The organism is Desulfovibrio sp., assembly GCF_019422935.1.
GTDB lineage: Bacteria > Desulfobacterota > Desulfovibrionia > Desulfovibrionales > Desulfovibrionaceae > Desulfovibrio.
This window is the reverse complement of sequence record NZ_JAHZCJ010000010.1, coordinates 65,835-79,231: the sequence shown is the minus strand read 5'-3', so window position 1 is coordinate 79,231 and position 13,397 is coordinate 65,835. Positions and strand designations below refer to the sequence as shown.

Sequence of the window (13,397 nt, the reverse complement as noted above, 5' to 3'; positions counted from 1 at the left end):
CATACGCCCTGATGTTGCGATGCGCAGGGTGCTAGATTTTTTTGAGCTTGTATTCGCGGCTTCCAAGGCCCAGTGATTCGCCATAGCTCAGTTGCACCTGTCCGCATGTGTGCGGCCAGCGGGCGGAAAATTTGTCTGCGACCGTTTGGGCCGAGGCCTCCTGACCGAGAGAGGGGGCTTTTGACACAAGGTCAAAACAGGCCTGATCCAGAGCCACCGGGTCGGTAGAGGCCAGAATGCCCACATCCGGCACCAGCGGCATGTCGCTCCAGGGGGCGCAATCGCAGTCGGGTGTTACGTTGAGTACAAAATTGATGTAGCAAACGCTCTTTTTGCGGCCTTTTACAGCGCCATAAGCGTATTCTGTCATGCGCTCGATAAAGGGCTGCATCTCTGTTTCCCAATCTATACTAATTGCCTTTTCTGGGCAAACAGTGATGCATTCAAAGCAGCCGATGCATTTTTCAATGTCCACAACGCTTTTTTTACTTTTCATGCTGAGCGCATGCTGCGGACACACCCTGACGCACTTGGCGCAGCCCACGCATTTTTTTTCGCTGACAGATACGTGGGTGGCGTGTTGTTCTTTTTTGCCGCGCACGGCCGCGCCGCCCATGGCAAGATTCTTGATCGCGCCGCCAAATCCCGCCATTTCATGCCCTTTAAAGTGCGACAATACCACCATCGCCGGGGCGCGCCGTATCTCTGTGGCGATATGCACGTCTTTGAAATGCTTGGCGTTGATGCGCACGGGCACGTCATTTTCCCCATACAGGCCATCGGCCAGAATGATGGGGGCATGCACAACCGAAGGCGCGAAGCCGTGGGCGTATGCCGTTTGCATATGGTCAACGGCATTGTGACGGCTGCCGGAATACAGAGTTGTTGTGTCTGTCAGAAATGGTTTGCCGCCTGCTTCCATGACCTTGTTTACAACCTGGCGCACCAGCGTGGGGTTGAGGTGCGTGTCGTTGCCGTATTCGCCAAAGTGCAGCTTGATGGCGGCAAGCTCTTTTTTCTTGATGATTTTCTTCAGATTGAGCGCATCGCAAAGGCGGGCAACTTTGGCGATTTTGCTGTCCTCGTGCGATCGACAGTGCATATCTGCATAATAAACTGTGGCGGGCATGGCATGGCCTCCATGTGGGGATGTTTGGGGTGCTGCAGGGCAGGGATCAGGCATGCTTCTGGCCTGTGCAAAGCTGTGAAACTCTAGCGCATGCCGCACAGCCAAGGCAATGCGCCGGTCCGCAAGTATCGTTGACACGAGCAGTTATTAAGACTAGCGTATTCCGGTTTTAATTTTTTCCACCCAGTCAGTTATGCATAGCTAAGGAGGCTTTATGGCCGTTTATGTCGTTGATCATCCTCTTGTGCGCCACAAGTTGGGCATTTTGCGCATGGGGGCCACCTCCACGCGCGAATTTCGTTCTGTTTCCAACGAAATCGCAAGTCTGCTCATTTACGAAGCCACCAAGGGCTTTCGCACGGAAAAGCACACGGTTGAAGGCTGGGCCGGGCCGGTGGAAATCGAGGTCATTTCGGGCAAGATGGTGACGGTTGTTCCGATCCTTCGCGCTGGCCTTGGCCTCATGGACGGCGTGCTGGACATGATCCCCGGCGCCAAGATCAGCGTTGTGGGCCTGTACCGCAACGAAGAAACACTTGAACCCGTTGAATATTACGTAAAGCTCGCTACAGATATGGATCAGCGGCTTGCCATCATCCTTGACCCCATGCTGGCAACCGGCGGCTCGCTTATTGCCGCCATCAGCCTGCTGAAGCGCCACGGCTGCAAGCAGATTTGCAGCCTCAACCTTGTGTGCGCGCCCGAAGGGATCGCCAAGGTCAAGGCCGCCCATCCGGATGTGGACATCTACACCGCCGCCATTGACGACCATCTGAACGAAAAAGGCTATATCATCCCTGGTCTCGGCGATGCCGGCGACCGTATCTTCGGAACCAAGTAGCGAGGGACCCCATGAGCACAGCCAGTACGCGGCGCGAAATTGCACCCACTGACTATAATTTTCGCTTCAGGGATTGTCTTATAGGCGCGCAAATGCTCTTTGTGGCCTTTGGCGCTCTTGTTCTTGTTCCCCTGTTGACCGGGCTTGACAGCAACGTGGCGCTCTTCACCGCAGGTGTGGGCACGTTGTTGTTTCAAATCTGCACACGGGGCAAGGTACCCATTTTTCTTGCTTCGTCCTTTGCCTTTATTGCGCCCATCATTTATGGCGTTCAGACCTGGGGCATGGCGCAGACCCTCGGCGGGCTTGTTTGCTCCGGTCTGGTGTATTTTCTTTTGAGCGGGCTTATCCGCTGGCGTGGCACGGATGTGGTGCTGCGTGTGCTGCCGCCCATTGTGACCGGCCCGGTCATTATGGTTATCGGCCTTATTCTGGCTCCGGTGGCGGTGCATATGGCCCTGGGCAGAACAGGCGACGGCGCGGTTGTGCTGGTGCCTGAAAACACAGCCCTGTGGATTTCCATGACGTCGTTGGCCGTTACCGTGCTGGTGTCGCTCATGGGCAAGGGCTTTTTGCGCCTCATGCCCATTTTGTGCGGCATTGCGGCGGGCTTTATTGTTTCGATGTTTTTCGGCGTGGGTGATTGGACAAAGGTTGCCGCAACTCCCTGGTTGCAGATGCCCTCGTTTACCTTCCCCGAGTTCGCCTGGGAACCCATACTGTTTATCATGCCCATCACGCTTGCTCCGGCCATTGAGCATTTTGGCGATATTGTCGCCATCAGCTCTATTACCGGGCGCGACTACCTGAAAGATCCCGGCGTTCACGCCACCATGTTCGGCGATGGCGTTGCCACCATGGCTGCCGGTTTTGTGGGCGGCCCGCCCTGCACCACCTATGCCGAAGTTATTGGCGCGGTGAGCCTTACGCGGGTGTTCAACCCCGCCGTGATGACCTGGGCTGCCATGTGTTCAATCCTGCTGTCGTTTGTGGCCAAAATCGGCGCGTTCCTTGGCTCCATCCCCGTGCCCGTCATGGGCGGCATCATGATTCTGCTGTTCGGCGCGATCATGGTTGTGGGCCTGAACACGCTGGTGCGGGCTGGCAAGGATCTGATGGAGCCGCGCAACATGATCATTGTCGCGCTTATCATCATCTTTGGCGTGGGCGGCATGCAGTTCAGCATTGGTTCGTTTAAACTTGGCGGCATCGGTCTTGCGGCGGTTACGGGCGTGTTGCTCAATCTGCTGCTGCCCAGAAGCCGTACCTAGATACAGAGTTTCTGCGGCGCGGATTTTTTTAAGGTTCGCGTTGGTCAGGCGCGGCATATGGCTGATCTTGCCTGATCCCTTTTCTATGCGATTTGGCTGATGGGTGTTGTCTGTCTGCGGGCGGCATGGCGTACTTCGCCGTGCCGCCCAGTTTTTTGCCAAGTCATTGGGCGGAAGGGCGTAGGCCGGAGGCAACGGAGCCAGCGGGCAGCACAGCGCATTCTGGGTTGTGAAAATTTCAGAGATTGCGGCGTGTTGGTATCAATACGACACGAGGTTGATAGATATGTCATGCATTATATTTTTGCCGCTTGGGAAAGCGCTATAAGAAATATACTGTAATGAAAATTTATCATCATACGCAATTATAATAATGAGGTGCAGTTATTAAATTAAATAGAATATTTTTAAATAAATACTGCGTATAAAGTTCTTTTTTTGTTAGTATCTATCTGTATTAATGCTAAAAATACAGTATTTTTTTGTATAAATATTATTTTTTTAATAAAAACATATTGAATATATATGAAATCGTATAAATAACGTGTGCCCTAAAACATCTGTACCTGAGCAGAAAAAATCGGTATAGAGATATCCCCCAACTTTGGATGGGCCTGCCAGCCAGCAGACCATTGTCAAAATCCCTTTTCTTTTTTGGGTAAATCCCGAGTCGCCAATGCAGCGTAGTAGTAATCATCAGTCCTGGGAATGGGTAGCCGGGCCAGATTTGTGTTATTGCGACGATGTCCCTTTCAAGTCCGCAATTCTTGGCATTCCAACGGTAAAAGGTCAGTCTCTGTTTTTCGGCATGGACGCCGCTGACCAGCAGATGGCCATGGAAACCCTTATGGATGAATATGGCGAACCGCGCGCCTTTTCAAACGTGGTCGGCCATTATGTGCGGAAAAGCGATGGGGTGCTGTTTCTGCTGGAAATGAGCGGCGAGCCACTGTTTGATGACGGTTACGGCCTGATGGGATTTAAAGGCGTAGAGCGGGTTATTGCCAACATTGCCCTGTATTCTGCGGGAATTTCCACATCCATTGACCTGGACACCATCTACGCCACAGCCCCCATTGCCATGTGTGTTGTTGACCGCAACGGCGTGCTTATTTCTGCCAACGAGCATCATGTGCAACTCTCCGGGCGGTCATTGTTTGATACGAGTGGCGCGCATATTTCTTTGTTGCATCCTGAGCTGGAAGCAAACATCCAGAGCGACTTTTGCAATCTTGATACGGGTGGGCGGGTTTCTGACCATGAAGTGAGGATCGACAACAGGGATTACGCTGTTTCCGTCACGCCTGTCCGCAATGCCTCAGGTGGCATAACCGCGCTGTCGCTGGCGTATTTTGATATTACAGAGCGCAAATCGCTGGAACGCAAACTCAAGGAAGCCAACGAGCGCCTGCGCCATATGTCCATTCACGATCACCTCACGGGCGCGTATAACAGAAGATTTTTTGACGCCATCCTGCGCAGAGAGGCTGCCGTGTGCAACCGCCGCGCGGGCAACCTCTCTGTGATCCTCATAGATATCGACTTCTTCAAGTTTTATAACGACAAGTACGGGCATCTGGCAGGCGATGAATGCCTGGCCCAGGTCGCCAGAGCCATGAAGGATTCGCTGGAAGATATGGGGGGAGAGCTGTTCCGCTATGGCGGCGAGGAGTTTGCCGTGGTGTTGCCCGAATGCGATGACCGCAACGCCCATGAAGTATGCGAAGCTTTGCGGGCAGCGGTGTGTGATCTCAAAACGCCCCACGCGGGCAGCGATCGCAACTATGTGACCATAAGCGCCGGGGTGGCCACGGTGCAGAGCCGGTTTGAAAAGGTGTCGCCTTCCCAGCTTGCAGCCAAAATCCTTGAAGCCGCCGATAAGGCGCTTTACGAGGCCAAAAATACAGGGCGCAACAGGGTCAAGGCCAGTACAGTATAAAGCCCTTTAGCTGCCGCTGCCCTTGTTTATGTTTTCCTGCCGCATCCCGTTTGGGGAGGGCAGGATTTTTTTGTGGAGTTGTGGCGTTAGATTGTTATTTTCTCCAATCCCTTTCATCTGGAATTGCTGTAGCGCTTCTGGGCTGCCTGGCACACCATTTACCGAGGCTAACCCTTACTTTTTGCTGCCTGCGCCGGGGCACACGCAGGGCCGCGCCAGCAGCTCCTTGACGTGTTCCGTCATAAAATCCACTAGGGCCCGCACGCGCAGGGGCAAACCTTTTTGCACCGGGTAAACCACATGGGCGGGCAGTTCACGCGCACGCCATTGGGGCAACAGACGCACAAGCCGCCCCGCAGCGAGGTCTTCCGTCACCAGCCAGCCCGGCAGGGGGGACACCCCAAGCCCCAGCAAGGCCGCTTCGCGCAGGGCCGTGACGCCCTCTGCCGTCAGCATGGGGTTTACATGCAGGGTTTGCTCCTCGCCTGATTCAGTAAAAAGGGTGATGTTGCGCGCGCCGCCAAAAACTTCCGTACCCAGCGTGAGCCAGGGCCAGGCCGCAATGTCGGCTGGTGTTTCAGGCAGTTGCCTCCCTTCAAGAAATGCGGGCGCGGCAACGGGATACCTGCGTATCATGCCCAATGGTCTGACGATAACCGTTTCATCGGCAACGCTCCCGGCTACCACGCCGGCGTCGCAGCCTTCTTCAAGCATGCGCAAGGGCCTGTTCGAGTACACCAGATCAACGGTGATGGCAGGATTTTGCAGCATGAACCGGGCCAGAAACTTGCTGACCACGCTCTGACCAAAGTCAATGGTGGAGAAAAAGCGGATATGCCCCATGAGGGCGGTCTGATCCACGCGCAGGCGGCGCTCGCATTCTTCAGCCATGTTCAGCATGGCGCGGGCATCGGCCAGCACCTTTGCGCCCATGTCTGTGAGGTGCATGCGGTGCGTATCGCGCCGCAGCAGCACGGTGCCGCATTCCTCCTCAATCTGCGCAAGCTGGCGGCTGAGGGTTGGCTGGGTAAGGCCCATGTTGCGGGCCGCAGCCGAGATGCTGCCGCTTTCGGCAATGCTCACAAAACTACGCAACAGGGCCAGATTTGAAAATATTGTCATACGTAATCCGTATAACCAATATGAAGGCCATGCGTCTACCAATTATCCGCCCCAACCAGCATTGTGCTTTCAACAAAGCAAACAAAGTGGAGGCACACATGAGCATGCAGACTTCATCACCCAATGCGGCCATTGTTACCGGCGCGGCGCGCGGCATTGGCGCGGCCATTGCCCGGCGGCTGGCTGGGGACGGCCTGGCCGTTGTCGTCAACTACGCCAGCAGCGCTGGCAAGGCCGAGGCCCTGGCGGCTGATATATGCGCCCAAGGGGGCCGCGCCCTTGCAGTCAAGGCCGATGTGACGGTTCCCGAGCAGGCGGCTGACTTGTTTTCTACCTGCGAAAGCGTTTTCGGCACTGTGAGGGTGCTTGTGAACAACGCCGGGCTTATGCAGCCGGGCATGGTGCCGCTGGCGCAGACGGACGATGCTCTGTTTGACCGTATCGTGAGCACCAATATCAAGGGCGTTTTCAATATGCTGCGGCTGGCTGCCGCCCGAATGCACGAAGGCGGACGCATCATCAATCTTTCCACCAGCGTCAACCGCCTTGCCCTGCCGGGATATGCCGTCTATGCGGCTACAAAGTCCGCTGTGGAAACCATGACCGGCATTTTTTCCAAAGAACTGCGAGGCCGCGACATCACGGTCAACGCTGTGGCACCTGGCCCCACAGCCACTGATCTGTTTTTTGAGGGCAAAACGGAAGGGCAGGTGGAGGCAATGGCAAAGCTGCCGCCGCTGGAGCGCCTTGCCCAGCCGGAAGATATAGCCTCAGTAGTAGCCTTTCTGGCTGGTAGGGACGGCGGCTGGATCAACGGACAGACCATCCGTGCCAATGGTGGCATGGTCTAGGGCCTGAGGCAAATTTTCATATCGGTTATGTGCCGCGCATATCGCGCGCAACTATCGCAAACAGACATAAAGGAACATGCCATGAAGACGGAAACCACAGACCCTCAGCAGAACGGGTCGCTCATATACCTGCTGGCTCTTGCCGCGGGGTTGGCCGTAGCCAACATTTACTATAATCAGCCTGTGCTGGGGCTGATCGCCGGGGAACTCAAGGGCGGCGACCATGTGGGCCTTGTGGCCACCATCACCCAGGTGGGCTACACCCTTGGGCTTCTGTTTCTCGTGCCGCTGTGCGACACGCTGAACAGAAAAAGGCTGGTTCTGATTCTCTGCGCACTATTGGTGGTTTCCGCAGCTCTTGCGGCTCTGGCGCCGGGCATGGCGGTTCTCATGGCGGCCTCGACTGGTATGGGGGTGGCCGCCACCATTACGCAGATGGTGGTTCCCATGGCCGCTGACCTTGCCAGGGAAGGCGAGCGAGGCAAGGCCGTCGGCATTGCCTTTAGCGGTGTTTTGTGCGGCATATTGCTGGCCCGTGTGGTGTCTGGCGCGGTGGGCCAGTGGCTGGGCTGGCGCGAGGCTTTCTGGCTGGCCTGCGCCTTTGCCGTGCTGCTGAGCGCGCTGCTTGCATGGCGCTTGCCTGATCTGCCGCGCAAATCGAGCCTGCCATACGGGCGGTTGCTGGTCTCCATGCTGCAACTTTTGCGGGATTACCGTGCGCTGCGCTATGCCTCCATTATTCAGGCTTGCGTGTTCGGAGCGTTCTGCGCCTTCTGGTCAGTGCTTGCGCTGTATCTGCAAGGCCCGGCTTACGGGCTTGGCGCAAGCGTGGCGGGTTCGTTCGGCATCGTTGGGCTGGTGGGCGTACTGGCAGCGCAGGCTGGGGGCAGGCTGACAGACCGCTTTGGCGTCAGGTGCGGCGTGTTGATCGGCGCGCTCACAAGCATCGCGGCTTTCGGCATCATGAGCTTCAGCGGCATGACAGCCCTTGTGCTCGGGGTTATTGTGCTTGATTTCGGCGTGTCCATTGCGCAGGTGTCCAATCAGTCGCTTATTCTGGGTTTGTCCGAGTCGGCGCGCGGCAGGGTGAACACCATTTACATGACGGTATTTTTTCTGGGCGGTTCGCTGGGTTCTGCTGCGGCCAGCCAAGCCTGGGCGGCATACCGCTGGCCCGGCGTCATGCTCACTGGCGGCGCTTTTGCCTTGGCGGGCCTGATTTTTCATCTGCTGGAAAGACGCTGCACCTGCCCCTCAGCGCGTACTCCCGCTCAGGAGTGCTGTTAAATCCGGCTGGTGCGCCTTGCAGTTCAGCCCCGCCGGTCTTTTTTACCCGAAATTATAGGCGGGTTGGCGCAAAAAGGGAGGTTTTAGCCTCCCTTTTTGCGTTTGCAAGGATATTTTGCCTACAGCAGCCGCAAAGCGCTGTCGTTTGGGCGCGGATTGTTACAGTTACGTGGTGCAGGTCGGCTTAAAATTTTTATTTCAGCCTGTTAGCGGTGTTACGGCATCGCACAAAAGCCCGATAACCTTCACGCTGCCAGCACACAATCCCTCTGGATTTTTTCTATAGTGCAGACCATGCAATACCCAGTACGCATCCGCATCATTTCAGGCAACGCTGTAAACGGCGGATGTGTCGCGCCGTTACAGCAACGTAGTTGCTGAGGCGTGATGATGGCGGAATCGCGAATGGCCACAGCACATTCAGGAGGAAGCCGCATGTTCCCAATCCCAGACGGAGAGCAGAGAAATTCCAGCCCGTTCAATGCCTCGTTCTGCGTAGATCTGCACGTCCATTCCCGCCATTCAACCTGCCCCTCGCAGTGGATTTTGCAAAAGATCGGCTGCGGCGAAAGTTACACCCCTCCCCGCAAGATTTACGATATCGCCAGAGCCAGGGGCATGGACTACGTTACGATTACAGATCACGACACCATTGCTGGCGCGCTGGAAATCGCCCATTTGCCGCAGACCTTCATCAGCGAAGAAATTTCGGCCTACTTTCCTGAGGACAAGTGCGAAATTCATGTGCTCGCCTGGGATATCACGGAAACGCAGCACCGGGAGATAACGCGACTTCGGGGCAACATCTTTGAGCTTGTTCCCTACCTGATGGGGCAGGGCATTGCCCATGCCTGCGCGCACCCCCTGTGCGCGGCCAATAACCGGCTGACTCTGGGCCATGTGGAGCAGCTCATACTGCTGTTTTCAGTTTTTGAGCTCAACGGGGCGCGCAATAACGTGCAGAATGACGCGCTTCGCCAGATTGTGAAGGGCCTGACCCCGGAATCCACAGCCAGAATGGAAGAAAAACACAATGTTAGCGCACTTGTTGCCCAGCCCTGGCGCAAGAGTTTTGTGGCCGGGTCCGACGACCATTCCTCCTGCAATATCGCCAGAAGTTCCACGGTGATAGAAGTTACCCCCGCGGAACTTGGCAGCTCGGGCCATGCCCCGGCCTCGGCCTTGCTGCGGGCGGTCATGGCAGGGGGCACCACGCCCCGGGTCATACCTGCAACGCCGTTGGGTTTTGCCCATAATCTGTACGCCATCGGCTACCAGTTCTACAAAAATTCCACCGGCCTAGCACAGGATATCAACAACAGCACCGTGCTGCGCTTTGCCGAAAACATGCTCACGGGCAAGCCAGATACGCGCTCCCGCACCATCAAGACGCGCGTCATGTCCATTGGCGGATTTTTGCTGAACTGCGGCAGATGGGTGTCCCGCTCTGAAAAAAGCATGCAGGAAAGCATACTTGAGGCGGCTGGCAGGGCCATTGCCCAATCGCCGGAGCTTGCCGTGGCGGCGGACAGCGTCAACGTCATTGTGCCGCAGGAGCGCATGCCCCGGCGCGAGGCGTTGCTGGCACGTTTTGTGGGCGATGTGGCGGAAACCGTGCAGCTTGCCTGCGCCAATTCTGTTTTGTCTGACGTGCTCAAGGGCAATTTTTTCAATGTGTTCAAGCTGGTGGGAGCCATGGGATCGCTTTACGCCATGCTTGCCCCTTACGGCATCGGCTATTCGCTTTTTGCGCAGGATAAAATGTTTACGCGCGAATGCCTGCGCCGTTTTCTCCCAAGGGATGCCAGATCCGGCACGGCAGCGGACAGGGCCGCCATTGCCCATTTTACGGATACCTATCTTGAGGTGAACGGCGTTGCCAAAACCCTGCAATCCATGCTGCCACTGGCGCGGGAGCAGGGTAAGAAAATGGATATCCTGACCTGCGTTCGGCCAGAAAATGTGGAAGGCAGCCACCCCGGCGGCCTTGGCCCCATAAATTTCAGCCCCACGGGCAGTTTTTCCATTCCTGAGTATCCAGAACTGACGCTGCACTATCCGCCCGCGCTTAAAATTGTGCAGCATTGCTATGAGAACGGTTACACCCTGCTGCACTCCGCAACGCCCGGCCCCATGGGGCTTGCGGCCCTGCTGACGGCAAAAATGCTCAAGCTGCCCATCCATGCCACCTATCACACGGCATTTCCGCAGTATATTCTGGAGCTGACGGGCGACCCCTCGCTGGAAGAAGCCACATGGCGCTATGTGTACTGGTATTATAACCAGATGGATGTGGTTTTTGCGCCCTCGGCTGCCACCATGAAGGAACTGATCGCCCACGGTCTGCCCGAGGAAAAAATCCGCCTCTATCCCCGGGGGGTGGACGCATCGCGCTACACGCCCGCCTGGCGCAACAGCGGGCGGGAAAGCGCTCAGGGTACACGTTTTTTGTATGTGGGGCGACTTTCAAGAGAAAAAAGCGTCAGCCGTCTTGTGGATGCCTTCCGGCTGGTGCTGGGGCATATCCCCGGCGCGCAGCTGACCATTGTGGGCGACGGCCCGCAGGCCGGGGAACTTCAGGCGCAGGCTGCGGACATGCCCGTGACCTTTACGGGCTATCTGAGCGGTGCTGCGCTTGTGCAGGCCTATGAAGAAGCCGACATCTTTGTTTTCCCCTCAACCACAGATACCTATGGAAAGGTTGTGCTGGAGGCGCAGGCTGCGGGGCTGGCAGTGGTGGTGAGCGGGCAGGGCGGCCCCAGAGAGAACGTGGTGCCGGATAAAAGCGGCATAGTGGTGCGGCAGGAAACGGCAGAGGCCTATGCCTCGGCCATGGTGGCTCTGGCAAGCGATGAGGCCATGCTGTTTGCCATGAAGCGCGAGGCCCGCTGCTATGCAGAATCGCGCAGCTCGCAAAAGGCCTTTGCTGCCCAGTGGAAGCTCATTGAGACCCTGACGCCGCAAGCCTGCTGGTAGCTTTTGCGGCATCACGCAGGGTAATCTGGCAAGTCCAGTACAACGCAGACGCTGTAACTAGCAGCTCCGGCAGCAAAATACCGCAAGACGGGATTTGATATCAACCTGACCGCCCTGGGCAGAATGCCCGGGGCGGTTTTTAGTCGCTGATTCTGCTCACAAGGCGGGCCAGCACATCGGGGCCGTCCTTGAGGAGCCGTTCGCGCATGACCGAAGCCTCGCCAAAGGAAATTTCCTCAAGCAGATCTTTGCCTTTTTCCGGGTTGCTGGAAATGATGGCTTCAAAGGTCTGGGCCACAGCTTCCTCATCACGGCCAGTCAACTGGCTGAGGGCACCGATCAAAACATCAACTCTGCGCATGAAAATTATCCTTAAGCCTGATGCGTTTTGACATTTCAAATTCCGGGGCAGGGCGTTGCCGCATCCCAGATGGTGAACATGCTGAAATAGAAGGTTTATCCCTTTCCCGGTGTATAGCGTTTACATTATCTGCGGGCAAGCCCGGATGTGTAAAAGAAATGTGAACAGTGCGTATTTGTGGCAGAAAATGCCGTGGATTGCTGGCTGAGCGTACTGGAGGAGGGCACGATCTGGAGCTGTCTACGCCGGGCCGCCCAGCAACATCGGAATATCAAAATGCGCCGCTTCGGCCGCAGATAGAGAGCGTGTGATACGCAGGCCTATGTAGCGCGTGAGGTCGACAAACTGCGGTTGAATGGCGCGTCCGTCAGGGTCGCGCGCCACAAGAACGCAGGGCTGCGCGGGAAAATTGGGGTTGGAGCGGCACACAATACCCTGGTGTTCGTTTGAAAGTTCCACCGCAGTACCCACGGGAAAAATGCCCACCATCTTGATAAAGCGTTCCACATAGCCGGGGGCCCAGGCCTGACCGCGCATTTTGTACATCATGCCCAGCGCCTTGTTGGGGGCCAGTGCGCCCTTGTAAACACGCTTGGACGAAAGCGCGTCATACACGTCGCTGAGCGAAAGGATACGGCCAAAAACGCCAATCTGTTTGCCGGATAGCCGATTGGGGTAGCCCGTGCCGTTATGCTTTTCGTGGTGCTGCGCAATGCCTTCAATGGCTTCCTGCTCAACGCTCGAAAACTGTTTGATCTTTTCAACACCAAGCAGCACATGCGACCGCATGACCTCAAATTCCTGAAACGTCAGGGAGCGGGGCGCGGTGAGAATTTCGTTGGGAATCAGCGCCTTGCCGTAATCGTGCAGCAACCCGGCCAGCCCCACATTGTGCAGCCGGTCATCGGGCATGCCCAGAAAATTGGCAAAGGCCACGGCAAAAATGGTCACGTTGACGCTGTGGGCATAGGTGTATTCGTCTGTTTTTTTGAGCAGAGAAAGCGTCACCAGCGCGTCAACGTTGCGCGAAAGGCTTTTGATGATGTCGCCCACCAGCGGGCGCGCAAAGGTAAGATCAAGTGCGCCGCCTCTGGCGGATTCGAGAAAGTTTTTCACATTCTCGTAGGCGTCTTCATAAATTCTGTTGGCGGCCTGTAGTTCTATGGCAAGGGGGGTATTTGGCTGGGGAGCAGCGGAATTTTCGTCGCGTGAGCGTTCCGGGTCGTAGTAGGCTTCGGCAAATCCCTGGAGGATTATACCGTTGATCTCGTCGTCCGACGCCAAAATTCCCTCCTGCATATAGAGCAGAGGGGCTTTCAGCCATGATATCCCGGGGTCAACAATATACATCCCCGGGCGTAGGGTTGAAACGGGTATTTTGATGTGGGACATGTGGTCTTGATCGCCTGGATATAAGTTCTTGCCTTGATCTTCGCAGATAGCAAACCCCGCAGTAATGCCCACGCAAGGCCAACACGCCGCCGCAAATATATTTTGAAATTATGCGATATTTGAAAAATAAATTCAACACGCAATTTGCTGAGAATTAATTCTTATGATTACAGGTGAGTATAGATGCCGCTCGCCACGCTTGTGGGCCGATTGCGTAAAGGATATAGA

Annotated in this window: 10 protein-coding genes; 6 read left to right on the top strand and 4 right to left on the bottom strand. The window is 56.1% G+C overall.

Annotated elements, in window-relative coordinates; genetic code table 11:
- Positions 1-31: 31 nt before the first annotated feature.
- Positions 32-1,129 (bottom strand): DUF362 domain-containing protein, encoded by a 1,098-nt coding sequence (locus QZ383_RS12520; RefSeq protein WP_291445890.1) that lies wholly within the window; start codon positions 1,127-1,129, stop codon positions 32-34.
- A gap of 214 nt (positions 1,130-1,343) precedes the next feature.
- Here QZ383_RS12520 and upp point away from each other — a divergent pair, with 214 nt between their 5' ends.
- The 3 genes from upp (at position 1,344) to QZ383_RS12505 (ending at position 5,180) form a co-directional block, all read left to right on the top strand.
- Positions 1,344-1,970: a uracil phosphoribosyltransferase gene (gene upp, locus QZ383_RS12515; RefSeq protein ID WP_291445889.1), complete on the top strand. Its 627-nt coding sequence runs from the start codon at positions 1,344-1,346 to the stop codon at positions 1,968-1,970.
- Between the two features lie 11 nt (positions 1,971-1,981).
- Positions 1,982-3,241, top strand: coding sequence for a uracil-xanthine permease family protein (locus QZ383_RS12510; RefSeq protein ID WP_291445888.1), 1,260 nt, complete (start codon positions 1,982-1,984; stop codon positions 3,239-3,241).
- A 676-nt stretch (positions 3,242-3,917) separates the two neighbouring features.
- Positions 3,918-5,180 carry a diguanylate cyclase gene (locus QZ383_RS12505; protein WP_291445887.1) on the top strand — a complete coding sequence of 421 codons (1,263 nt, stop codon included), beginning with the start codon at positions 3,918-3,920 and terminating at the stop codon, positions 5,178-5,180.
- A gap of 174 nt (positions 5,181-5,354) precedes the next feature.
- Here the strand turns inward: QZ383_RS12505 and QZ383_RS12500 are convergent, their stop codons facing one another.
- A complete protein-coding gene (locus tag QZ383_RS12500; RefSeq protein WP_291445885.1) occupies positions 5,355-6,302 on the bottom strand; it encodes a LysR family transcriptional regulator in 948 nt (315 codons plus the stop codon).
- Between the two features lie 98 nt (positions 6,303-6,400).
- Here QZ383_RS12500 and QZ383_RS12495 point away from each other — a divergent pair, with 98 nt between their 5' ends.
- From QZ383_RS12495 to QZ383_RS12485, 3 genes are all read left to right on the top strand, one after another.
- Entirely contained in the window at positions 6,401-7,153 is a 753-nt protein-coding gene (locus QZ383_RS12495) for an SDR family oxidoreductase (RefSeq protein WP_291445883.1), read from the top strand.
- An 81-nt stretch (positions 7,154-7,234) separates the two neighbouring features.
- The gene (locus QZ383_RS12490) at positions 7,235-8,440 is read left to right on the top strand and encodes an MFS transporter (protein WP_291445882.1); all 1,206 of its coding nucleotides are present in this window, start codon (positions 7,235-7,237) and stop codon (positions 8,438-8,440) included.
- A 435-nt stretch (positions 8,441-8,875) separates the two neighbouring features.
- Positions 8,876-11,416, top strand: a complete 2,541-nt coding sequence (locus QZ383_RS12485) for a glycosyltransferase (RefSeq protein WP_291445880.1) — start codon at positions 8,876-8,878, stop codon at positions 11,414-11,416.
- A gap of 139 nt (positions 11,417-11,555) precedes the next feature.
- On the opposite strand, the gene QZ383_RS12480 is transcribed toward QZ383_RS12485, so the two are convergent.
- Entirely contained in the window at positions 11,556-11,777 is a 222-nt protein-coding gene (locus QZ383_RS12480) for a hypothetical protein (protein ID WP_291445877.1), read from the bottom strand.
- Between the two features lie 240 nt (positions 11,778-12,017).
- Complete coding sequence (locus QZ383_RS12475) at positions 12,018-13,169, bottom strand: HD-GYP domain-containing protein (RefSeq protein ID WP_291445875.1); 1,152 nt, start codon at positions 13,167-13,169, stop codon at positions 12,018-12,020.
- Between the last annotated feature and the right edge of the window lie 228 nt (positions 13,170-13,397).

What these genes read in the sequence shown, in the direction of transcription:
- QZ383_RS12480 (WP_291445877.1), bottom strand. Translation starts at nt 11,777, where the DNA reads ATGCGCAGAGTTGATGTTTTGATCGGTGCCCTCAGCCAGTTGACTGGC.
- QZ383_RS12505 (WP_291445887.1), top strand. Translation starts at nt 3,918, where the DNA reads ATGCAGCGTAGTAGTAATCATCAGTCCTGGGAATGGGTAGCCGGGCCA.
- upp (WP_291445889.1), top strand. Translation starts at nt 1,344, where the DNA reads ATGGCCGTTTATGTCGTTGATCATCCTCTTGTGCGCCACAAGTTGGGC.
- QZ383_RS12495 (WP_291445883.1), top strand. Translation starts at nt 6,401, where the DNA reads ATGAGCATGCAGACTTCATCACCCAATGCGGCCATTGTTACCGGCGCG.
- QZ383_RS12520 (WP_291445890.1), bottom strand. Translation starts at nt 1,129, where the DNA reads ATGCCCGCCACAGTTTATTATGCAGATATGCACTGTCGATCGCACGAG.
- QZ383_RS12490 (WP_291445882.1), top strand. Translation starts at nt 7,235, where the DNA reads ATGAAGACGGAAACCACAGACCCTCAGCAGAACGGGTCGCTCATATAC.
- QZ383_RS12485 (WP_291445880.1), top strand. Translation starts at nt 8,876, where the DNA reads ATGTTCCCAATCCCAGACGGAGAGCAGAGAAATTCCAGCCCGTTCAAT.
- QZ383_RS12510 (WP_291445888.1), top strand. Translation starts at nt 1,982, where the DNA reads ATGAGCACAGCCAGTACGCGGCGCGAAATTGCACCCACTGACTATAAT.
- QZ383_RS12500 (WP_291445885.1), bottom strand. Translation starts at nt 6,302, where the DNA reads ATGACAATATTTTCAAATCTGGCCCTGTTGCGTAGTTTTGTGAGCATT.
- QZ383_RS12475 (WP_291445875.1), bottom strand. Translation starts at nt 13,169, where the DNA reads ATGTCCCACATCAAAATACCCGTTTCAACCCTACGCCCGGGGATGTAT.